The organism is Pelagibacterium lacus (assembly GCF_003345525.1).
GTDB lineage: Bacteria > Pseudomonadota > Alphaproteobacteria > Rhizobiales > Devosiaceae > Pelagibacterium > Pelagibacterium lacus.
In genome coordinates this window covers 175,379-195,999 of the sequence record NZ_QQNH01000003.1, presented here as the reverse complement: position 1 = coordinate 195,999, position 20,621 = coordinate 175,379, and the positions used below count along the sequence as shown (strand labels likewise).

General features: G+C 63.7%; 22 protein-coding genes. 20 read left to right on the top strand and 2 right to left on the bottom strand.

Going from position 1 to position 20,621, the window contains the following annotated elements; genetic code table 11:
* The first annotated feature begins 137 nt into the window (after positions 1-137).
* From DVH29_RS03930 to pyrC, 4 genes are read left to right on the top strand one after another with little or no spacing between them, the layout of a single operon-like run.
* Complete coding sequence (locus DVH29_RS03930) at positions 138-923, top strand: ABC transporter ATP-binding protein (protein WP_114644851.1); 786 nt, start codon at positions 138-140, stop codon at positions 921-923.
* A gap of 26 nt (positions 924-949) precedes the next feature.
* Positions 950-1,726: an ABC transporter permease gene (locus tag DVH29_RS03925; RefSeq protein WP_114644850.1), complete on the top strand. Its 777-nt coding sequence runs from the start codon at positions 950-952 to the stop codon at positions 1,724-1,726.
* Positions 1,727-1,752: 26 nt separating this feature from the next.
* Positions 1,753-3,288, top strand: coding sequence for an amidohydrolase family protein (locus DVH29_RS03920; RefSeq protein WP_114644849.1), 1,536 nt, complete (start codon positions 1,753-1,755; stop codon positions 3,286-3,288).
* A gap of 38 nt (positions 3,289-3,326) precedes the next feature.
* Positions 3,327-4,364: a dihydroorotase gene (gene pyrC, locus DVH29_RS03915; protein WP_114644848.1), complete on the top strand. Its 1,038-nt coding sequence runs from the start codon at positions 3,327-3,329 to the stop codon at positions 4,362-4,364.
* On the opposite strand, the gene DVH29_RS03910 is transcribed toward pyrC, so the two are convergent.
* On the bottom strand, positions 4,351-5,088 hold the full coding sequence (locus DVH29_RS03910; RefSeq protein WP_114644847.1) for a GntR family transcriptional regulator: 738 nt from the start codon (positions 5,086-5,088) through the stop codon (positions 4,351-4,353). The two genes, pyrC and DVH29_RS03910, sit on opposite strands and share 14 nt — an antisense overlap.
* Before the next feature lie 87 nt (positions 5,089-5,175).
* Between DVH29_RS03910 and DVH29_RS03905 the strand changes: the two genes are divergently transcribed.
* From DVH29_RS03905 to DVH29_RS03890, 4 genes are read left to right on the top strand one after another with little or no spacing between them, the layout of a single operon-like run.
* Entirely contained in the window at positions 5,176-5,964 is a 789-nt protein-coding gene (locus DVH29_RS03905) for a DUF3891 family protein (protein ID WP_158541550.1), read from the top strand.
* Between the two features lies 1 nt (position 5,965).
* Complete coding sequence (locus tag DVH29_RS03900) at positions 5,966-6,934, top strand: quinone oxidoreductase family protein (protein WP_114644845.1); 969 nt, start codon at positions 5,966-5,968, stop codon at positions 6,932-6,934.
* Positions 6,935-7,891 (top strand): ABC transporter substrate-binding protein, encoded by a 957-nt coding sequence (locus DVH29_RS03895; RefSeq protein WP_114644844.1) that lies wholly within the window; start codon positions 6,935-6,937, stop codon positions 7,889-7,891. It begins immediately after the preceding gene.
* Between the two features lie 45 nt (positions 7,892-7,936).
* Complete coding sequence (locus DVH29_RS03890; RefSeq protein ID WP_114644843.1) at positions 7,937-8,839, top strand: LysR family transcriptional regulator; 903 nt, start codon at positions 7,937-7,939, stop codon at positions 8,837-8,839.
* 2 nt (positions 8,840-8,841) lie between these two features.
* Here the strand turns inward: DVH29_RS03890 and DVH29_RS03885 are convergent, their stop codons facing one another.
* Positions 8,842-9,834 carry an ABC transporter substrate-binding protein gene (locus DVH29_RS03885; RefSeq protein ID WP_114644842.1) on the bottom strand — a complete coding sequence of 331 codons (993 nt, stop codon included), beginning with the start codon at positions 9,832-9,834 and terminating at the stop codon, positions 8,842-8,844.
* A 292-nt stretch (positions 9,835-10,126) separates the two neighbouring features.
* Here DVH29_RS03885 and DVH29_RS03880 point away from each other — a divergent pair, with 292 nt between their 5' ends.
* The 12 genes from DVH29_RS03880 to DVH29_RS03825 all read left to right on the top strand — a co-directional run bounded on the left by DVH29_RS03880 (position 10,127) and on the right by DVH29_RS03825 (position 20,619).
* Positions 10,127-11,059, top strand: coding sequence for an ABC transporter substrate-binding protein (locus tag DVH29_RS03880; protein ID WP_245944873.1), 933 nt, complete (start codon positions 10,127-10,129; stop codon positions 11,057-11,059).
* A 346-nt stretch (positions 11,060-11,405) separates the two neighbouring features.
* Positions 11,406-12,224: an ABC transporter permease gene (locus tag DVH29_RS03875; RefSeq protein ID WP_245944867.1), complete on the top strand. Its 819-nt coding sequence runs from the start codon at positions 11,406-11,408 to the stop codon at positions 12,222-12,224.
* A complete protein-coding gene (locus DVH29_RS03870) occupies positions 12,221-13,006 on the top strand; it encodes an ABC transporter permease (protein ID WP_114644840.1) in 786 nt (261 codons plus the stop codon). The genes DVH29_RS03875 and DVH29_RS03870 overlap by 4 nt, the downstream gene beginning before the upstream one ends.
* Before the next feature lie 10 nt (positions 13,007-13,016).
* Entirely contained in the window at positions 13,017-13,781 is a 765-nt protein-coding gene (locus DVH29_RS03865) for an ABC transporter ATP-binding protein (RefSeq protein WP_114644839.1), read from the top strand.
* A 15-nt stretch (positions 13,782-13,796) separates the two neighbouring features.
* Positions 13,797-14,450 (top strand): isochorismatase family protein, encoded by a 654-nt coding sequence (locus DVH29_RS03860; protein ID WP_114644838.1) that lies wholly within the window; start codon positions 13,797-13,799, stop codon positions 14,448-14,450.
* Positions 14,447-15,337 carry a polysaccharide deacetylase family protein gene (locus tag DVH29_RS03855; protein ID WP_114644837.1) on the top strand — a complete coding sequence of 297 codons (891 nt, stop codon included), beginning with the start codon at positions 14,447-14,449 and terminating at the stop codon, positions 15,335-15,337. The genes DVH29_RS03860 and DVH29_RS03855 overlap by 4 nt, the downstream gene beginning before the upstream one ends.
* A gap of 108 nt (positions 15,338-15,445) precedes the next feature.
* A complete protein-coding gene (locus tag DVH29_RS03850) occupies positions 15,446-15,931 on the top strand; it encodes a nucleoside deaminase (RefSeq protein ID WP_114644836.1) in 486 nt (161 codons plus the stop codon).
* Positions 15,932-16,145: 214 nt separating this feature from the next.
* Complete coding sequence (locus tag DVH29_RS03845) at positions 16,146-17,129, top strand: ABC transporter substrate-binding protein (RefSeq protein WP_114644835.1); 984 nt, start codon at positions 16,146-16,148, stop codon at positions 17,127-17,129.
* Between the two features lie 218 nt (positions 17,130-17,347).
* Positions 17,348-18,322: an ABC transporter ATP-binding protein gene (locus DVH29_RS03840; protein ID WP_114644834.1), complete on the top strand. Its 975-nt coding sequence runs from the start codon at positions 17,348-17,350 to the stop codon at positions 18,320-18,322.
* On the top strand, positions 18,319-19,131 hold the full coding sequence (locus DVH29_RS03835) for an ABC transporter permease (RefSeq protein WP_114644833.1): 813 nt from the start codon (positions 18,319-18,321) through the stop codon (positions 19,129-19,131). The genes DVH29_RS03840 and DVH29_RS03835 overlap by 4 nt, the downstream gene beginning before the upstream one ends.
* Complete coding sequence (locus DVH29_RS03830; protein ID WP_158541548.1) at positions 19,128-19,976, top strand: substrate-binding periplasmic protein; 849 nt, start codon at positions 19,128-19,130, stop codon at positions 19,974-19,976. The genes DVH29_RS03835 and DVH29_RS03830 overlap by 4 nt, the downstream gene beginning before the upstream one ends.
* 28 nt (positions 19,977-20,004) lie before the next feature.
* Positions 20,005-20,619, top strand: coding sequence for a zinc metalloprotease (locus DVH29_RS03825; RefSeq protein WP_114644831.1), 615 nt, complete (start codon positions 20,005-20,007; stop codon positions 20,617-20,619).
* Positions 20,620-20,621 lie beyond the last annotated feature (2 nt).

Sequence of the window (20,621 nt, the reverse complement as noted above, 5' to 3'; positions counted from 1 at the left end):
ACCGTTTTCCTCCCCGCAGAAGTGATCCCGAGACCGGGATCACTCTTGCGTCGAAAAAACAGACCGTCTAGAAACTAAGATCAGTCTAAATTAAGAGACATCGCTTCGGCGATGGTAGGGGAAAGCGGGTTCAAACAATGCAGCCATTTGTGGATTTCAAGAATGTCTCGCTTCGCTATGGCGGGGTGGAAAAAGGCCTGCTCGCGCTGAGCGACATCAATCTCCAGGTCAAGGAAGGCGAGTTCGTCGCCATCGTCGGACCGTCCGGCTGCGGCAAGTCCACCTTTCTCAAGGCCACGTCCGGCCTGTGGCCGGTGACCAGCGGCGAGATCGTCGTCAACAACGCCAAGGTCAAGGGCCCGGTCAACTGCGTCGGCATGGCCTTCCAGAACCCCACCCTGCTGCCCTGGCGCAATACGCTGGACAACGTCATGCTGCCGCTCGAAGTGGTGAAGCCCCAGCGCTACAACTGGCGCCAGAAGCGCTCCGAATACGTCCAGGCCGCCAAGACCCTGTTGGACATGGTCAGCCTTGCGGGCAGCGAGGACAAATTTCCCTGGGAATTGTCCGGCGGCATGCAGCAGCGCGTCTCGATCTGCCGCTCGCTGATCCACGATCCCAAGCTCCTGATGCTCGACGAACCCTTCGGCGCCCTCGACATGTTCACCCGCGAGGACCTGTGGACGGCGTTGCAGGACATCTGGCTCAAGAAGCGCCCGACCATCATCCTCGTGACCCACGACATTCGCGAAGCGGTCTATCTCGCCGACCGGGTGATCATCATGGCGGCGAAGCCGGGCCGCATCGTGAGCGAGCAGACCATCACCTTCACCCGCCCGCGGCCCCTCACCCTCACCTTCGACTCCGAGTTCGGAGAGATTTTTTCGTCCATTCGGGCAAAAATTACTGAAGTCTCCCGCTAGGCTTCGACGATATTTGGAGGACATCAATGAAACCGCTTGCCACTCTGGTCGAGGCCGCCATCCCGCTGATCGTCATCATAGCGTTCTTCCTGATCTGGGAGCTCGCCACGATCATTTTCCAGATCCCGCAATTTCTCCTGCCGGCCCCCTCGGCCATTTTCGCCGTCATCGTCAAAAGCTTCTGGCCCATCATGGGGCACGCCTGGCAGACCATGTTCACCACCAGCATCGGCTTTCTGATCGCCGTGGCCTTCGGCCTGTTCGGCGGCGTGGTGCTGGGCTCGTCGCGCACCCTCTACAAGGCCTTCTATCCGCTGCTGATCGGGTTCAACTCGATCCCCAAGGTGGCGGTGGTGCCGGTTCTGGTCATCTGGTTCGGCATCGGGACGGTTCCGGCCATCATCAGTGCCTTCCTCATCTCCTTCTTTCCCATCGTCGTGAACGTCGCCACCGGCATCGCCACCCTCGAGCCCGAGCTCAAGGACGTGCTGCTGGCCTTGGGCGCCAAGCGCCGCGACATCATGCTCAAGGTGGGCATTCCGCGCTCGATGCCGTATTTCTTCGCCTCGCTGAAAGTCGCCATCACGCTGGCCTTCGTGGGCGCCATCATTTCGGAAACCGTGGCTGCCAATAGCGGCATCGGCTATCTGATGGTGTCGGCCGCATCGCGCTTCGACGTGCCGCTGGTGTTCGCCGGCCTGCTCGTCACCTCGGTGATGGGCGTGGGCATGTATGCGGTCGCCGCGGTGATCGAACAGCGCACCGTCGGCTGGGCCATGCGCGGCACCGCCGCCCAGCCCTGATCCCCGGACACGAAAGGCCCACCGCAATGCGTTCCACTGCATCTTCCGCCGGCGACCTGCTCCTTGTCGGAGGCATCGTCCTGCATCCCGATGGCGATCTCGACGCTCCCCGGGTCGAGGACATCCTGGTCCGGGACGGCAAGATCGTCGCCCTGGGTGCGGAGGCGGCCGGCAAGGCCGATCGCGCGGCGCTCAGGACGGTGGACCTTTCCGACAAGCTGGTGGTGCCGGGCTTCATCAACGCCCATTACCACTCCCATGACGTCCTGCTGCGCGGCAGCTTCGAGGGCCTGCCGCTCGATGTCTGGTCGCTCTACAGCTCGCCGCAGCAATATTCGCGCCGCAGCAACAGGGAAGTCTATCTGCGCACCATAGCCGGGGCGCTGGAATGCCTGATGGCGGGCATCACCACCGTGCAGGACATGGTGACGGTGGTCGACAGCGACCGCGAGCATTGCGAGGCGATCGTGGATGCCTATGCGGCCAGCGGCATAAGGGCCGCCGTGGGTCTGCAGATCGCCGATCGGGCCCCTGCCGACGCATCCTATGGCTGGCGGGAGAACCTCCCGGCCGAGGCGCTGGCGCGCCTCAGTGTGGCGCCCGATGTCAGCCCGGCCCAGGCCCTGGTTGCCGAACTGCTGGCGCAAGGAGACTCCTCGCGGCTCGACTGGGTGCTGGCGCCGTCGGCACCGCAGCGCTGCTCGGAGGATTTCCTCCGCTGGGTGGCGGAGCTCTCACGCACACACGGCGCGCAGGTCTTCACCCATGTCTACGAAGCCAAGCTCCAGGCGCTGCAGGCGCGCGAGCACTATGGGCAGGATGGCGGGTCCTATATCCGGCATCTGGAGCGCGTCGGCCTCCTCAACGAGCGCCTCACCATCGCCCATGGGGTCTGGATCGGCGACAGCGAGATTGCCGCCATGGGCGCGGCCGGAGCCAATGTCGCGGTCAATCCGACCAGCAATCTCAAGCTGCGCAACGGCATCGCCCCCATGCGCACCTATCTCGACCACGGGGTGGGCGTCGCCATAGGCTGCGACAATTGCAGCGGCAACGACGCGCAGAACATCTTCGAATCGATGAAGCTCTTCGCCCTGTTCACCAATCTCCAGGCCGATGCGGGCACCACCGGCTCGGCGCGGGAAGCGTTCCGGGCCGCCACGCTGGGCGGCGCCAAGGCGCTGGGCAAATCGGCAACCCTCGGCGCGCTGCGGCCAGGCATGACCGCCGATATCACCATTCTCGATCTCAACGATCCGGCCTTCGCCCCGCGCAACAACCTGCTCAACCAGCTGGTCTATGGAGCCGGCCCGCGCGCCATACACAGCGTGATCGTCGGCGGGGAGACCGTGGTGGAGGGCGGCCGGCCAGTCCATACCGGGCTGGCGACACTGGCAAAAGAGATCGAGGAGGCGGCCGGGATCGTCAGGGCGGATCTCGCCGCCGTGTCGCAGCGCAACGGCGAACTGGCCCGCCAGTGCTTGCATATCCACCGGCAGGGGGAAGCCCGGCCCTTCGAATTCGACCGATTTGACCTTCTGGGCCGCAGCGGTTCCAAATAGGATCGCTCACCGAGCGCAAAAACCCGAGAGGCAGGACAATGCAATCGATCACCTTCCGCAAGCCCGTCGATCTGCATGTTCATTTTCGCGACGGCGCCATGCTCGAAACCGTGGTGGCCCATACCGCGCGCCAGTTCGCGCGGGCTATCGTCATGCCCAATCTGGTGCCGCCGGTGACCACCGCCGCCGCCGCCGAAGCCTATCGCGGCCGTGTCCTCGCGGCGGTGCCGGAAGGGGTCGCCTTCACGCCCATGATGACGTGCTACCTCACCGACGACACCGATCCCGCCGATCTCATCGGCGGCCACGCCTCCGGCATCTTTGCCGCGGCCAAGCTCTATCCCGCCCATGCGACCACCAATTCCGCGCATGGGGTCACCTCGATCGAAGGGCTCGACCCGGTGCTGGCCGCCATGGCTGAGGCGGGCATGCCGCTGCTGGTGCATGGGGAACTGGTCCATGACGACATCGACATCTTCGACCGCGAAGCCCGCTTCATCGACGGCGTGCTGGCGCCGCTGCTCGACCGGCACCCGGCACTCAAGGTGGTGATGGAGCACATCACGACCAGGGATGGCGCACAATTCGTGGCCAGCCGGGGCGGGCGCGTCGCGGCGACCATCACGCCGCAGCACCTGCTCTATGACCGCAACGTCCTGTTCGTGGGGGGTATCCGGCCGCATTATTACTGCCTGCCGATCCTCAAGCGCCGCGAGCATCAGGAGGCGCTGCGCGCGGCGGCGACCGGCGGATCGGCGCAGTATTTTCTCGGCACCGACACGGCGCCGCATATGCAGCACCTCAAGGAAGCGGCGTGCGGCTGCGCCGGCGTATTCTCGGCCCCGGTGGCCATAGAGGCCTATCTCAAGGTCTTCGAGGAAGAAAACGCCCTCGATGCTTTCGAAGCCTTCGCCGCACTCAACGGACCGGCATTCTACGGCTTCGAACCGTCCCAGGTTCGAGTGACGTATGAAAAGCGGGCATGGACCGCCCCCCAGACCATCGCCGTCGGCGAGGACGCCGTGGTGCCGCTGTTCGCCGGAGAAACCGTCGACTGGGCCCTCAAAGGCGCGTAGGGTCACCCGTCCCGGCGTCCCGCCTGAGATGGATCTGGAAATTGATGTAATCGCCCCGGAGCACGGGATAGTCCAGAAACAGCACCTTGCCATCCCCATCCAGGCCGATATGCCGCCCCACCAGCACCGGCGTGCCGGGGGAGATCGCCAGGGCCTCGGCCTGTTCGGGGATGGCGGCGCGGATTTCGTTGAAGATCAGGATCTCATCGGCGTAATCGGCAAAGATCGCCATGACCAGCTCGCTCCCGAGGCGGGCCGATACGGCCGGGTAGAGGTGATCGGCGACATAAACGTCACGGATCGACACCGGCACCGCGTTCCGGGTGCCCAGAATGCGGAAAAAGCCGAACTCTCCTTCAAGCGGGCCGGGCAGGTCGGCATCCTCGGGTACCCGGACCTTGCGGCGCTTCTCCAGCACCGAACTCGCGCCCCTGGCCGAGCGCAGGAACTCATCCCAATCGGCCCGCAGATTGTGCCAGCGCATCTGCACCGGGCGGTCGATCACATGCATGCCCTTGCCGGGCGAGCGGGCGATGAGCTTTTCCGCATCGAGAATATCCATCGCCTGCCGGACGGTTATCTTGGCGACCCCGTGCTCGAGCGCCAGTTCGGCGACCGTGGGCAGGCGCATGCCGACCGTCCAGTCGCCCTGCACGATGGAACGGCGAAACGTTTCGGCAAGCTGCACATAGCGCGCGACCTCGCGGCGGCCCTTCCTGTCCATACGCCTTCTCCCGTAGCGGCCCTTGACATAAACCTATTTATAGGTTCAATGCTCGATCTGATAAAGCCATATCCAGAGGATTTTGTTATGATCGTTCGCAAGCTGGGCGACGGCACCGCCATGTTGATCGGGCAAAGCGACCATTCGCGCCTTTCGGGCATTCTCGCTGCGCATTGGGGGAACGATCGCTTCGAGCGGCCGCGGCCATTCGAATCCGCGTTGCGCGCCGCGACGCTGCACGATGCCGGGTGGTATCGCTACGAAACCAAGCCGCTCTACGATGCGGAAACCCGGTTCAGCCCCTCCTTCATGCAGGTGCCGCTCGACGACGTGCAATTGGGGGCCTTCCAGTGGGCCACCGACTGGCTCACCGATATCGACCCTTACGCCGGGATGCTCATCAACCGCCATCGCAGCGGGCTGTGGCGCGGGCGTTACGGCTCGGTGGACTATCCGGTCGTCTACAATGCCAAGAATCTCAGCGACAAGGTCGAGGCATTCATTGCGCGCGCCGAGGCGGACCATGAGGAGCGGCTGAAATCGGTCGACCCGCACGAATTCGAGGTCAATTACCGGCTGCTGCAGGCCTGGGATTTTCTCTCGCTCTATTTCTGCGCCAAGGAGCCGGTGCCCGACCATATCGAGTTCGTGCCGCAATCCTATAAGGACCGGGGCAAGGAAGGGGTTCGCCTGACCCTCACCCCGCAGAGCGAGACGCATGTGCGGATCGATCCCTACCCCTTCGATGTCGATCCGCTGCCGATCCAGTATGTCTATCGCCACCTGCCCAGGGACAGCTATGACAGCGAGGAAGATTTCCGCAAAGCGTATTACCAGGCCAATCCGGAACTGAAACACTATGTCTTCGTCAAATAATATGAGACGAGCCATCTATCGCAGCCATGGCGGCCCCGACGTCATCGAGATCGAGGAACTCGCCCTGCCCGTTCCCGGACCGGGGCAGGCGCTGGTCCGGGTCGCCGCGGCGGGCGTCAACTTTTTCGATACCCAGGCCCGCTCGGGGCTTTATGCCCGCCCCCTCCCCGCCGTGCTGGGCACGGAGGGCGCCGGAACCGTCGAGGCGGTCGGCCCGGACGTGACCGAAGTCGCCCCGGGGGACCGGGTGGTGTGGATTCTCGCGCCGGGCTCCTATGCCAGCCATGTGGTGGTGCCGATCGCGCGCATTGCGCTGCTTCCCGATTTCATCGATTTCGGCGCCGCCGCGGCGACATTCTATCAGGCGCTGACCGCGCATTACCTGGGCTGCTCGACCTATCCGCTCAAGGAAGGGGACGTGGCGCTCGTCCATTCCGGCGCCGGCGGCGTGGGCATGCTGCTCACCCAGATCGCCAAGATCCGTGGGGCAACAGTGATTTCCACCGTCTCGTCCCCCTCCAAGGTCGACGCTGCGCGGGACGCAGGCGCCGACCACGTGATCGTCTATACCGGGGAAGATTTCGCGGCCCGCGCATCGGACTTGACCGGCGGGCGCGGGGTCGATGTGGTCTATGACGCGGTGGGCCTGGAAACGTACGAAAAAAGCATGGAGGCCTTGCGGCCGCGCGGCATGCTCGTCCTTTACGGGGAGGCCAGCGGGGTGGTTCCACCCTTCGATGTCAGGAAGCTGCTCGCGGCGGGTTCGATCTATGTGACGCGAACCGGGCTGGACAGCTATATCACCAACCGCGCCGAATTGCTCGAGCGCGCCGACGAGGTCTTCGCCTGGATGAAGGACGGGGGCCTGCGCCAGACGATCGGCGCACGCTACAGCCTCGACGAGACCGCAAAGGCGCATACGGCGCTGGAATCGCGGGCCAGTATCGGCAAGATCCTGCTGGCACCCTAGATGACGGTTCCGGTTCGCATCGCCTGCGACGCCTTCGATACCATGCGCGCCCTGCAGGACGGCAGCATCGGGGTCGAGGGCGCGGTGCTGCATTTCGAAACGGAGATGACCAATCCCGAGCGTCATCGACGCATGGTGCGCGATCTCGCATTCGACATATGCGAGCTCAATGTCAGCACCTATCTCATCGCGCGCGAGCGGGGCGTGCCGATCACCGCCATCCCGATCTTTCCCTTCCGCAAGTTTCGGCACGGCTCGATCTTCGTCCGCGGCGACAGCGGCCTGACCAGCGCCGGGGAACTGGCTGGTCGGCGCATCGGGGTGCCCAACATGCAACCGGCCTCCAATGTGTGGATTCGTGGCATTCTGCGCGACGCGGGCAAACTGGACGACCGGGACGTCACCTGGGTCACCGAAAAGGACGAGGAGATCGATTTTCTCCATGCCCTCGCGGCCCGGACCGAACGCGCGCCGCAGGGCAAGCGCCTCGACGACCTGCTGGTCGAGGGGGCGATTGATGCGATCATCTCGCCGCTGGTTCCCGCTTCCGTCATCGCGGGCGACGGGCGAATCCGGCGCCTCTACCCCGACTATGTCGCCCGGGAACGGGCCTATTTCCAGCGCAGCGGCCAGTTCCCGATCATGCATCTGATGGCGGTCAGCGACCGGTTCGCCCGGGAGCACCCGCAATTGCTCGGGTCACTCGCCGACGCCTTCGAGCGCTCCAAGCAGGCCGCTTTCGCCCAAATGCGCAATGTGCGGCTTGTGTCGCTGGCCTGGTTCGGCGCACATTGGGAGGATGAACAGGCTCTTTTCGGCCCCGATGCGTGGCCGAACGGCTTGATTCCCATCAACAGGCAGGCCATCGAGATGGCACAGCGCTATACGTTCGAGCAGGGGCTGATCGGGTCTCTCAAGGCCGTGGACGAACTGTTCTGGGATGGCGGGCCCGGTTGAGGCCGCTCGTCCTTACTGGAGGAGGCGAATATAAACGACCGGCAATTGCGCTATTTCGCGCAGGTAGTCGAGAAGGGCAACATGACCAAGGCGGCGGAAGCGCTCAACGTCGCCCAGCCCGCCTTGGGCCTGCAGATCCGGCAACTCGAGGACCTGCTGGGCACGCCGCTGTTCGACCGCCACTCGCGCGGGGTCGCGGTCACCGCCGCCGGGCGCATCCTTTACGAGCGCGCCAAGGTCATCCTCCAATTGATGGAGGAAGCGGAAAACGAGATCCAGTCGCTCACGAAATCGAAGCGCGAGACGCTCACCCTCGGGGTGACCCCATCGATCATGGGCCTGATCGGCGGCGACATCCTGACCACAGCGCGCCAGGAAATGCCAAAAGTCTTCCTGAGGCTGGTGGAGGAGCCGAGCTTTCTGCTCGTCGAGGGCATCGCGCGCAACGATGTCGATATCGCGCTGGTCTATGACGTGGAGGATCAGGTCAACCTCAGGAGCATTCCGCTGGTCAATGAGGAATTGCTGCTGGTGCAGCGCTATGACGCGAGCCTCGCCGATCGCGAGATCACCTTCGGCGAACTGGCCAAGTTCGAACTGGTCCTCGTCCATGACCGCGACCCCATCCGGCAGAAGGTCGAGGCCGAAGCGCGCAACAGGGACATCTCGCTGGAGATCGCCTATGAGGTGCAGTCGCTCAACGCCACGCTGGACGTCATCAAGGGTTCCGACGTGGTCAGCGTCATGCCCTATGGCACCGTCGCCGCCGCCCTCGAGCGCAAGGAATTGTCCGCACGGCGCATCGTGTCACCGATCATCCAGCGCACGCTGTACGTGTCGCGGCATGCGCGGCGCGGGCGCTTTCTCAACGAGGAGGCGATCAGCCGCTTCGTTGAACTGCTGGTGGCGCGCTTCACCGAGCGGCTGCCGGGCTGCAGCCCGGTCTGATATCAGACGCGGAAAGTGCTCAGCGTCGCGGGGTGGAACAGCTCGGCATGCTCGACGCGGCGGGGGGAGAGACCCTGCCGGTAATGGGCATCGAGAAACGCGTCGAGCACATGAATATTGGCCTCATAGCCATAGGACCAGAAATCCTCGCCCATCGCGGTGCGCGCGCGCTGCAGCTGCTCCTCGATGAAGGGCAGCGTCACCTTGGTGGCGGACGTATCGGACAGATGGGCGAGGCAATGAGCCTTGGCCTTGACGAAGGCCTTCATGACGCTGGTGGGAAGCCAGGGATTGGCCTCGACGACGCTGCGCCTGATGCCGACCAGATGCATGATGGGGAAGATCCCGGTCTTTTCGAAATAGGCCAACGCCTCGGCGATGGGATCCTCGAAGATCCATCCGATATTGCGGTTGCCCGCCGCAAAGCATGACGGCACCCGGGGCGAGATGATCGCATCGATCTCGCCCGCTTCGAGCATTTGGGAAAGCGAGCGGTCGGCGGGGGCCGCCTCAACCTGCACATTGCCGGGCAGGTTGAGTTCGATCTTTTCGACGCGCCCCGGCTCCTCGAGCCCGCCCCGCACCCAGGTGATCTCGCCGGGCGCCACGCCATATTCGTCCTCAAGGAGGGCCCGCGCCCAGACGCAGGCCGTCAACTGGTATTCGGGCACGCCGATGCGGCGCCCCCTCAGGTCGGCGGGCGAATGGATGCCGTGGTCCTTGCGCACATAAAACGAGGTATGGCGAAAGGCGCGCGAGGGGAAAACCGGGATGGCGACATAATTGGCCGTGCCCTTGGCGAGGCTGACCACGTAGGAGCTCGCCGACATCTCGCAAATGTCGAACTCGCCATTGCGGAAGCTGCGGAAGAAGATCTCCTCGGGCGACAGGCGCATATAGGTCGGATCTACGCCTTCGACAGGAACGGTGCCGTCTACCAGGGGACGTGTTCTATCATAGTCGCCGATGGCGACGGACAGGCGCAGGTTTGTCATCAGGCTTTTCCCGGATCGTGTTCTTGGACGCAAGTGAGTGCAGCGCCACCGAACCTATTGCCGAGCCAAGCGACGCGTCCACCTCATTTGGCGTTGGGAAGCCAGAGCGAAAATGCTTGGCCGTGCCATCTGCCAGACATAAGCTGAATGGCAGGGCTGCCATAACTGTTGTTCTCCTCCTCCATCGCCTCATGCCATGCTGCCCATCTGGCCATATCGGCTTCAAACGGAGGGAAGGATGATGCAACACACAACGCTCGAAAGAGCCTTAAAGGCGTGCCGGTTGACGATCGTGGGGAGCGCGCTGGCCCTTGCCGCTGCGGCAGGCTCCGCTGTCGCCCAGGAGGCGCCGGAAAAGCTGATCCTCGGCATCCAGCCCATCGCGCCGCTGGTGCCCGTCTATATCGCCGAGCGCGAGGGATTTTTCGCCGAGGAAGGCCTTGAGGTCGAATTGCGTCCCGAACCGGGCGGGCAGGATATCGTCACCGCGGTGGTGGCGGGCGAATTCCATTTCGGCTTTTCCAACCAAACCTCGTTCCTGGTCGCCGCGAGCAAGGGCCTCGATGTCCGGGCCATCGCGTCGGGGGTGATCGGCGAGTTCAACGCCGAGACCGCCTTCAACGCCGTCCTCGTGCGCGCAGACAGCGATATCGAGACCGCCACCGATTTCGAAGGGAAGCGCGTCGCGGTCAACACGCTGGCCAATGCCCCGCATATGCTGTTCCTCAATTCGCTGGAGATCGGCGGGCTCGAGGACGCCGCCTCCAAGGTCGAGTTCATCGAAGTGGGCTTCCCGGACATGGCGGGCCTGCTCGAACAGGGGCAGATCGACGCTGCGTGGATGGTCGAGCCGTTCCTTACCATCGCGGCCATGGATGGCGCCCGCACCGTGCTGCGCCCGGCCTTCGAGGCCGAACCGGGCTTCCTGTTCTCGGTCTATTTCGCCTCCGGGCAGTTCGTCGACGAACACCCCGAGATCGTGGCGCGGTTCGCCAATGCGATGAACAAGGCCATGGAATATTCCCAGGCCAATCCGGAGCTGGCCCGCGAGGCTTTCCTCGAGTTCAACCCCAATGTGAACCCCGAAGTGGCGGCGCAAATGGCCATGCCGACCTGGTCCAGCTCGCTTTCGGCCGGCGAATTGCAGCTGGGGGCCGAGATGGCCGTGCGCTATGGCTTCATCGATGCGGTTCCCGATCTCGACGCACTGGTGTTCATTCCCTGAGCCCCATGGGCGACAGGCAAGGCGAGGGGCCGGCGTCACGCCGGCCCCTTTTTCGTTTGTCCTAAGCGATAATAAGCGCCAACGATGGCACCGGCCCGCAATGGTGGCGACTTTAAGCGGTTGGCCGATCGGCTGCGCAACAATTTTTGGCTTGCTCACAACGGCAATCGATATTGGCTCGCTGCCGGTGCCTGTGCGATGGCTAGGATCAGCGATATCGAGCCATTGAGGGATTCATGTTTCCAGTCCAACGATTTAGGCGGAGCCCGAGCGCACCGTCTGCTATATCGGGAAGGGTGACGGGTGGAGGCATTCCGCCCCATCGTCCCCACGCCTGGAGCAAGGCATGATGACCAGCACCAGCCAGACGCAAGTGCGGACCCGATCGAGATGGCCGGCCATGGGCGACATGCTGCTGCCTTTTGCGGGCGTCGCCATTTTCGTCGTGGCCTTCGAGGCTGTGGTCCGGCTGGGCGTGCTGCCGCAGCGCTTTTTCCCGCCCCCCAGCGTAATGGTCTGGGCGCTGTCCAACCTCATCACCCAGCCGGAATTCCACTGGGCGCTGTGGAACACGCTGTCGAGCTGGGCTGCGGCCCTCCTATTGGCAGCGGTGTTCGCGCTGCCCATCGGCTTTGCTATGGGCGCGTCGCCGCTCGTCTATTCCGCCTTGCGCCTCACCACCGAATTCCTGCGGCCGATTCCCTCGGTGGCGCTGATCCCGGCGGCGATCCTGCTGATCGGGGCCAATGTCGAGGCCAAGATCTACCTGGCCGCGTTTTCGGCCTTCTGGCCCATCCTCATCCAGACGGTTTACGGCATGCGCGACATCGACCCCACGGCGCTCGAAACGGCGCGCTCGTTCCGCATCGGGCGTGGCGATATCTGGACGCGCATCATGCTGCCCTCGGCCTCACCCTATATCGGCACCGGCTTGCGCATCGCCTCGGCGGTGGCGCTGATCATCGTCGTGACCATGGAGATCGTGGTCGGCATACCGGGCATCGGCCTGATGATCATCAATGCCCGCCAGGGGGCCAATGTGCCCAATGTCTATGCGCTGATCCTCGCCTCGGGGCTGCTCGGCTGGGCGCTCAACACGATGTTTGCCGTGATCGAGGCGCGCCTGCTGCACTGGCACCCCTCCTACAGGAGCGTCACCCCATGAAGTTCAACCGCCGTCAATTGTTGAACCTGGCGCTCGAACTGGCGGTTCCGGCCGCCCTGATCACCGCCTATGCCGTCTGGGCCGCGCCGCGGAACGACATCTATTTCCCGCCCCTCCAGGTCATCCTGTCGGCCTTTGTCGAGGACTGGCTGGGGGCCAAGGTGACGGCCGATATCTGGCCCAGCCTGCGGCGCCTGCTGCTGGGCTTCTTCATCGCCTCGATCCTGGCGATCGCCATCGGCCTCGTGCTGGGGACCTCGCGCCGGGCGCGCATCGCCACGGCCCCGCTGGTGGATTTCTTCCGCTCGCTGCCGCCCCCGGCCCTGCTGCCGCTGACGCTGCTCGTCCTTGGGGTCGACGACACCGCCAAGGTGGCGCTGATCGGCCTCGTCTGCTTCTTCCCGGTGCTGCTCAACACCATGGCCGGGGTGGGCGGGATCGATCCGCTGCTGCGCGAGACGGCGCGCATGTACGGCATCCCGCTCAGGGACCGCATCCTGCACGTGCTCATTCCCGGCGCCATGCCGTCGATCTTCGCCGGACTGCGGACCAGCCTGTCGCTGGCGGTGATCATGATGGTGATCAGCGAGTTCGTCGCCGCGACCAACGGGGTCGGCTATTCGATCTGGCGGGCGCGGCGGTCCTTCGACATCGCCGACATGTGGGCCGGGATCATCCTGCTCGGAATCCTGGGCATCCTGCTCAATACAATCCTGCTGCTTGTCGAGGCGCGCCTGCTGGCATGGCATCGCGGCTCCCGGGCAGCCGCGTCGAGAAATTAGGGAGGCTTTCATGCTGCGTGTCGAAGGACTGGGCAAGTCCTATAATGATTTCGTTGCCATCGGCGACATCACCGCCGAGTTCGCCGCCGGCAAGTTCACCTGCATCGTCGGCCCCTCGGGCTGCGGCAAGACCACGCTGCTCAAATGCCTCTCGGGCCTGCTCGCCCCGAGCAAGGGCCGGGTGCTGCTCAACGGCAAGCCGATCACCGAGCCTCCGGAATCGATGGCGCTGGTGTTCCAGGATTATTCCCGCTCGCTCTATCCCTGGATGACAGTGCGGGAGAACGTCGCCTTCCCGCTGCGCAAGAAGCGTCTCGCCGCCAGCGACCGCGATGAGCGGATCGAGGAGGCGCTGGCGTCGGTCGGCCTTGCCGATGCGATGGACAAATATCCCTGGCAGCTGTCCGGCGGCATGCAGCAGCGCACGGCGATCGCCCGGGCCATCGCCTACAAGCCCGAAATTCTGCTCATGGACGAGCCCTTCGCGTCCGTCGACGCGCAGACGCGTTCGGACCTCGAGGACCTGATGCTGCGGCTGCGCGCCCGGTACAACATGACCATCGTGTTCGTCACCCACGACATCGACGAGTCCGTCTATCTGGGCGACCATATCGTCGTCCTGGGGTCGCGCCCGACCACGGTCAAGGAAACGCTGAACGTTCCCCTCGCCCATCCGCGCGACCAGATCACCACCAAGAGCGAGCCGCAGTTCCTCGAACTGCGCAGCCATGTCTACACCCAGATCATGCGCACCAACACCGCGCAGACCGCCTAACCGAGGAGCTTGGCCATGAGCACCCCATCTTATTCCGACGAAACCGACTTCTTCCGCCAGCGCGGCTTCGGGCACCGGATCGGCTTCGGCAAGACGCCCGCCCTCCTGGTGGTCGACATCGTCAAGGCATTCACCGATCCCAAGCGGCCGCTGGGATCCGATCTCGACGCGCAGGTGGAGGCGATCAACGCCCTGATCGATGCCGCCCATGCGGCCGGCGCGCCGGTGATCTATTCCACGGTGAGCTATGAGAACAAGAACCTCAAGGATGCCGGCATCTGGGCGCTCAAGCAGAGCGGCACCGCCACGCTGGTCGCCGATGGCGACGGCCCGGAGCTCGATGAGCGGCTGCATTGGCAGGACGGAGATTCGCTTCTGGTCAAGAAATACGCCTCGTGCTTTTTCGGCACCGATCTGGTGTCGCGGCTGCTCGCCTATGGCGCCGATACGCTGATCGTGACCGGGGCCACCACCAGCGGCTGCGTGCGGGCCAGCGCCGTGGACGCTTGCCAGACCGGGTTTCGGCCCATGGTGGTCCGGGAGGCGGTCGGGGACCGGTCGACCCAGGCCCATGAGCAGAGCCTGTTCGATCTCGATGTCAAATATGCCGATGTGGTGGGGCTCGAGGAAACCCTCGCGTATCTAAATGGCCTGGAAAATGTACGATGACCGATGTTCCTCCCGAGCATGGTCGTTTCGACTATTCCGCTATTGTCGACCGCCCAAAACTGGTCTGGCCAAACGGAGCCAGGGTTGCAGTCTGGACTATTCCCAATCTTGAGCACTTCCTGTTCGATCGGCCTGCCACCCCCATCAGCATGGCCAGCTTCGGACTGAAGCCCGATGTGCTGAACTACGGCTGGCGCGACTACGGCCTTCGCGTCGGCTTCTGGCGCATGCGCGAAATAATGGATCGATATGGCTTCAAGGGCACCGTCGCGCTCAATTCGCAAGTGTGCGAACTCTATCCAAGGGTCATTGAAGCGGGGCTGGAATCCGGATGGGAATGGATGGGGCATGGCATAACCAATTCCGTGCTCCTCAATGACCAATCAGAGGAAGAGGAACGTGCGATCATCGCCCAGACGGTCGCGACCATCGCCCATCATACGGGTCGGCCGCCACGAGGTTGGCTGGGGCCCGTCATGGCGGAAACGGTTCATACATTGGACCTGTTGGCGGAGCATGGAATCGACTACGTCGCAGACTGGGTGAACGACGAGCAGCCATACCCCATGCGCGTCCGCTCCGGGCGGATGACATCCATCCCCTACAGCGCCGAGATGAACGATATTCCAACGTTCCTGGACATGAAGCAGAGCGCCGAAACCTATGCCCAAAACCTTATGGATCAGTTCGACGTTCTATACGAGGACGGCGCCACCACCGGCCGCGTGATGGCAATCCCGTTGCATCCCTTCCTTGTTGGGCATCCCTACAGAGCCAAACACTTTGCGAGGGCGCTTGAGCATATTTCGTCGCGAAATGATGTCTGGATCGCGACAGGAAGCGAGATTATCGACTGGTATTTAGCTGGGCGCCCGCAAAAACCTTAGTCTGATTGTATCGAGCATCGCTCAGGGTCATCCCATTCGCTCGCTTTTCATCGATCCCTACGGCGTCTACAATCCTTCAGCCCAGTGATCGTCTGCTTCCGGTGCAAAATGACCGAGATTATCGACCGAAAATACTTGAAGCGCTGCATAGAACTCGCTCAGGAGGCTCTCGCTGCGGGCAGTCCGCCCTTCGGAGCGCTGCTCGTTTCTGCTGAAGGCAACGTTATCTTCGAAGATCGCAACCGCGGAACAGCAGACGATCGCACGCAGCACCCGGAATTGGCGATCGCCAGATGGGCTGCGCAAAACATGGCCCCTCACGAAAGGGCCAAGGCAACGGTTTACACCACGGCGGAACATTGCGCCATGTGCGCTGCGGCACATGGTTGGGCAGGGCTTGGGCGGATCGTCTACATCAGCTCATCGGAGCAGTTGACGCGATGGCATGCAGACCTGGAAGCCCCAGCGTCGAAAGTTCGTGTAATTCCAATCCGTGAAGTTGTTGATGATATCGTTGTTGATGGCCCGTTCGATGAACTGGCAGAACAAGTGCGGCAGCTTCTAGTACAATTTTATACTCGGTCACCTCAATAATCAGAACAGCATAGAATTACTTTGGCATTTTTATGCGTGTAATTTTCTGAGATCTGCAACGGGGCCCGCCCGCACAGCGCCATCGGGTTTCTACTCGGCTATTAAATCCATCTCGGACTGCGCAACGTTTTTTGTCTTGCTCAAAGCCGCAGGCTGTATTGGTCACGCAGATACGCGTGTGCAATCTTTAACTCCGTATTGAAGGAGGATATACATGATATCGCACCGCATGCTTTTTTTAGGGCTGCTGGCAGTTGGTTCAATGGCGTTGACCGGCACCGCTGCTGTCGCTCAGGACACTTTGTCGCCCGACAATCCCTATAAGATCGTTCTCGGCACGTTGCCTATTGGCCCGATGATACCGGCGTTCATTGGAGCGGAGCAGGGCTTTTTCCTTGACGAAGGACTGGAGGTCGAGTTCAAACCAGAGCCGGCCGGCCAAGACATCGTTACGGCAATCATTGCCGGCGAGTACCACTTTGGGTTTTCCAATCAGACTTCATTTCTTACAGCGCGTTCGCGAGGCCTCGATATTTATGCGATCGCTTCAGGCACGATAGGGGAGAGCGATGAGACAAGCGCAGCCCACGGCGTACTCGTGCCAGAAGACAGCCCCATCCAAAGCATGGCTGATCTCCAAGGGCTCCGCGTGTCGGTCGACACGTTCGGGAATGCGCCTCATGTCACCGTTCTACGGTCACTCGAACTCGCCGGTGTCGAAGATCCCCTGAATGACGTCGGATTCATCGAACTCGGCTTCCCCGACGTCGTGCCGACCGTCAGCGCTGGCCGTGTCGACGCCGGGTTTGCAGTCGAGCCTTTTCTTACTGTGGGAAAGAACAGTGGGTTGCGCATCATAGCCAATCCACTCCTCGACACTCAGAAGGGTTTTCCGCTGTCGGTCTATATCACCTCCGGTGAACTCATCGAGGAGAGGCCGGATGTCGTGGATGCTTTTATTCGGGCGATCAACAATTCCATGGCCTATGCCAGTGAGAATCCAGACGAAGTCAGGGATGCATTTCCTCGATTCAACAATAATGTAAGCCAAGAACTTGCTGAGTCTGTGGATCTTTCGCTCTGGAGCACGGATTTTGGACCGGAAAGCCTCGAGCTCGGCGCTGAGCTTGCTCTGAAATACGGATTTATTGACTCCATTCCGGATCTTGAGGAAATAGTGTATCAGCCTGGAGAGTAGGCATACCAAATGGCGCGCGGACATTGCCAGGTTCCGCGCGCCTCTCTCCACGAGGCCGGGAAAATAGGACCGGCACCGGGGCGCGGCACGCGCTGCGACCCCGTGCCGCTCCCGGCGGGTGGGCGGGACCGCGATGACGCGTGTTGCCGGGCCGCGCCGCAATCCGTACATTCCTTCGCAAAGCGCATCGACACCCGCTTTGCGAAGGAAGACCAAACGTGACCCCACACACCGCCAGCGGGATCGAGATCGTCCATCTCAGCCACGCCTTTGCCGGGCGCAAGGTGCTCGACGATATCAGCCTCAGCATCGAGGAGGGCACCAGCGTGGCGCTGCTGGGCCCGAACGGCGCCGGCAAGACCACGCTGATGAACATATTGTGCGCGCTGATCAAGCCCGATAGCGGGCGCGTCATGCTCGACGGGGTCGACCTCGCGCGCCAGCCCGACGCCATCAGGCGCCGGATCGGCGCGGTCTTCCAAGACCCCAGTCTCGACACGCGGCTGACCGCCTGGGAAAACCTAGAATTCAACGGACTCGTCTATGGCCTCCCGCGCCGCGAGCGGGCGCGGCGGATCGACGAGGTGCTCGACCTGGTCGAGCTCGGCGATTGGCGCGACGAGATCGTCAAAGGATTTTCCGGCGGCATGAAGCGGCGGCTCGAGATCGCGCGCGCCCTGATGCATCAGCCCCGGATCCTGTTCCTCGACGAGCCCACAGTCGGCCTCGACCCGCAGACGCGGGCCCGCATCTGGTCCTATCTCGAACATCTGCGCACCCATCGCAATCTCACCCAGCTCATCACCACCCATTATGTCGAGGAGGTCGCCGGTCACGACCGCATCTGCATCATCGATCGCGGCAAGCTGCTGGCCAATGGGACGCCGGAGGAATTGCGGGCCCGGCACGGCACCTCGATGATTCGCTGCATGCCGCGCGACGCCGAGACCGAGGCGGCCCTGCGCGCCGCCTATCCCGACATCCGCTCCCTGGCCGGCGGCCGGCTCGGCGTGGCGCTGGCCTCGCCCGACATGCTCGACGCTTTCCTCGCCACCTATGGCACGCGGCTGCGGCAGATCCAGATCGACGAACCCAGTCTCGAAACCGTGTTCCTCTCGCTCACCGGGCGCGAATTGCGGGATCGGGCACCCGGCGACGACACGGCGGCCGGCGTGGGGGAACAGGCGATATGAACGATCTCATCCCCCTGGCCCGCGGGCTTTACGGCATCTGGCTGCGCGAGGTGATGCGCGCGGTTCGCGATCGCGGCCAGTTGATCGGCGGCGTTTCCAGGCCGCTGATCTGGCTGCTGATCCTGGGGATCGGCCTCAACCCCTATTTCCGCGGCGAGGTCTATGGCGAAGTCCGCTTCGTCATCCCCTATACCTATCTGCAATTCCTGTTTCCGGCGGTGATCGTCCTCAACATCATGTACACCTCGATCCTGTTTGCGGTGTCGGTGATCTGGGACCGGGAGTTCGGCTTCCTGCGGGCCATCCTCGTGTCCCCGGTGCCGCGGGGATTGATCCTTCTGGGCAAGATCCTCGGGGGCAGCACCATCGCCACCGCCCATGGGGGGCTGGTGCTGATCCTCGCCCGCTTCGCCGACATCACCCTGAGCTGGAGCCAGGTGGGGCTGGCATTATTGCTGATGTTCGGCCTCTCCTTCGGCCTCACCTCCTTCGGGGTCATCCTCGCGGCAAGGGTGCGCAGCTTCGAGGGGTTCGGGGTGTTTTCCAACACCATCATCCTGCCGCTCTATTTCTGCTCGTCCTCGATCTTTCCCCTCGACCCCTCGCTGACCCGGGCCCAGACCGCGGCGCTCTATCCCGAGTGGCTGGTGTTCCTGGTCGAGATCAATCCCATCACCTATGCGGTGGACGCCCTGCGCGGGGTGCTGATCAATTTCCATCAGTTCGATCCGCGCCTGGGACCGGCGGTCATCATCGGGCTGGCCGTGGCCTTCTTTTTCATCGCATGGCTCGATTTCAGGCGCCGATGAGAACCCCCAGGCCGATCAGGCAGAGCCGGCGCTGGCTGCCCGGGGCGATCAACATCCTCGTGGTGGCGGCGCTCTTATTCGCGGCGACCTTCCTGCCGCCGGACACCTCGCTGGGCGAGGTGCGGCGCAGCGGCACGCTGCGGGTCTGCGTGCCGCAAAGCGCCGCCCCGCTGGTCACCGGCGACCCGGCCGCACCGGGCTATGACATCGAGGTGCTGCAGCACCTGGCCGAGCGGCTGGGCCTGCGGCTGGCCCTCAACATCAACCCCGCCATCGGGCGCGACTTCAATCCGCGCAACTGGCGCCTCACCCGCGCCCAATGCGCGGTGATCGCCGGCGGGGTGGTCGATTCGGCGGCGACGCGCGGCTTCCTGCAACTCCTGCCGACCGGCGTGGAAACCGGATGGGCAGCCATCGTGCCGCCGGGGGAAGCCCTCGGGCCGGTGGGCACCGCGGCGGTCCTCCCCGGCAGCCAGGGGCTGGACCGGCTGGCACTCAGCGGCTTCCTGCGCGAAAACGGCATCAGGACCCTGGCGGCACGGGCACCGGGCGATCTGGTGGCAGCGCTCGAAACCGGGGCGGCCGATATAGCGATCAGCGACCGCTTCACCATCGCGACGCTGGCGCTGGACGAGGATGCGCGCATCCTCTGGCTCCCCGAGCCGCCCTTCGCCCGCTTCCCCCTCGCCTTCGGCCTGTGGAAGGGCGATCTTACCCTCAGGCGCGCCCTGCGCGACGCCATGGACGCCATGGGACGGGACGGCACGCTGGCCTCGATTGCCGAACGCTACGGCCTCGATGGCGGGCCGGAGGATGCGGCCGACATCGGGGAGCTTTTCGGATGATCGCCGCTATGTCCGTGGAGAGCCCGCGATGAGCCTGTTGCACGACCTCACCATGGGAGCCATCGTCTCGCGCATTGCCGGGATGCTGATTTTCGTCGCGCTGCATGGAGGCATGCTGGCGCTGATGGCGCGGCTTCTGGGCAGCGCCATGCCGGAAAAGGAAGGGCGGCTGACGGCCAGCCCCCTGGCCCATCTCTCCCTTTGGGGGCTGGCCATGGCGGTGCTGTTCCGCGCCGGCTGGGCCCGGCCGGCCCATATCGACCCGGCGCAATTGCGCGGCGGCCGGCCGGCGCTGGTCGCCATTGCCGTCGCGGCGCTGCTGATCAGCCTGGCCCTGGTGCCGCTGCTCGATCTGGCGCGGCCATGGATCGCCGCCAGCATGCCGCGCACGGCTGGTTATGCGGTCCTCACGGTCATCGTCGCGGTGCAGGACATCTCGCTGCTCTCGGTGGCCATCAACGCCCTCCCCCTGCCGGGGCTGACCGGCGGGCTGGTGCTGGTGGCGCTGTTCCCCGACCGGGCGAGGCTGTGGCGCAGGCTGGAAATCCCCGTCCTCGCGGCGATCGTCATCCTGATGGTGGCCGGGGTGCTGGTGCCCGATCGCCTGCTGCCGATCCTGCGGCCAATATTTTCCAGCCTCTGAAC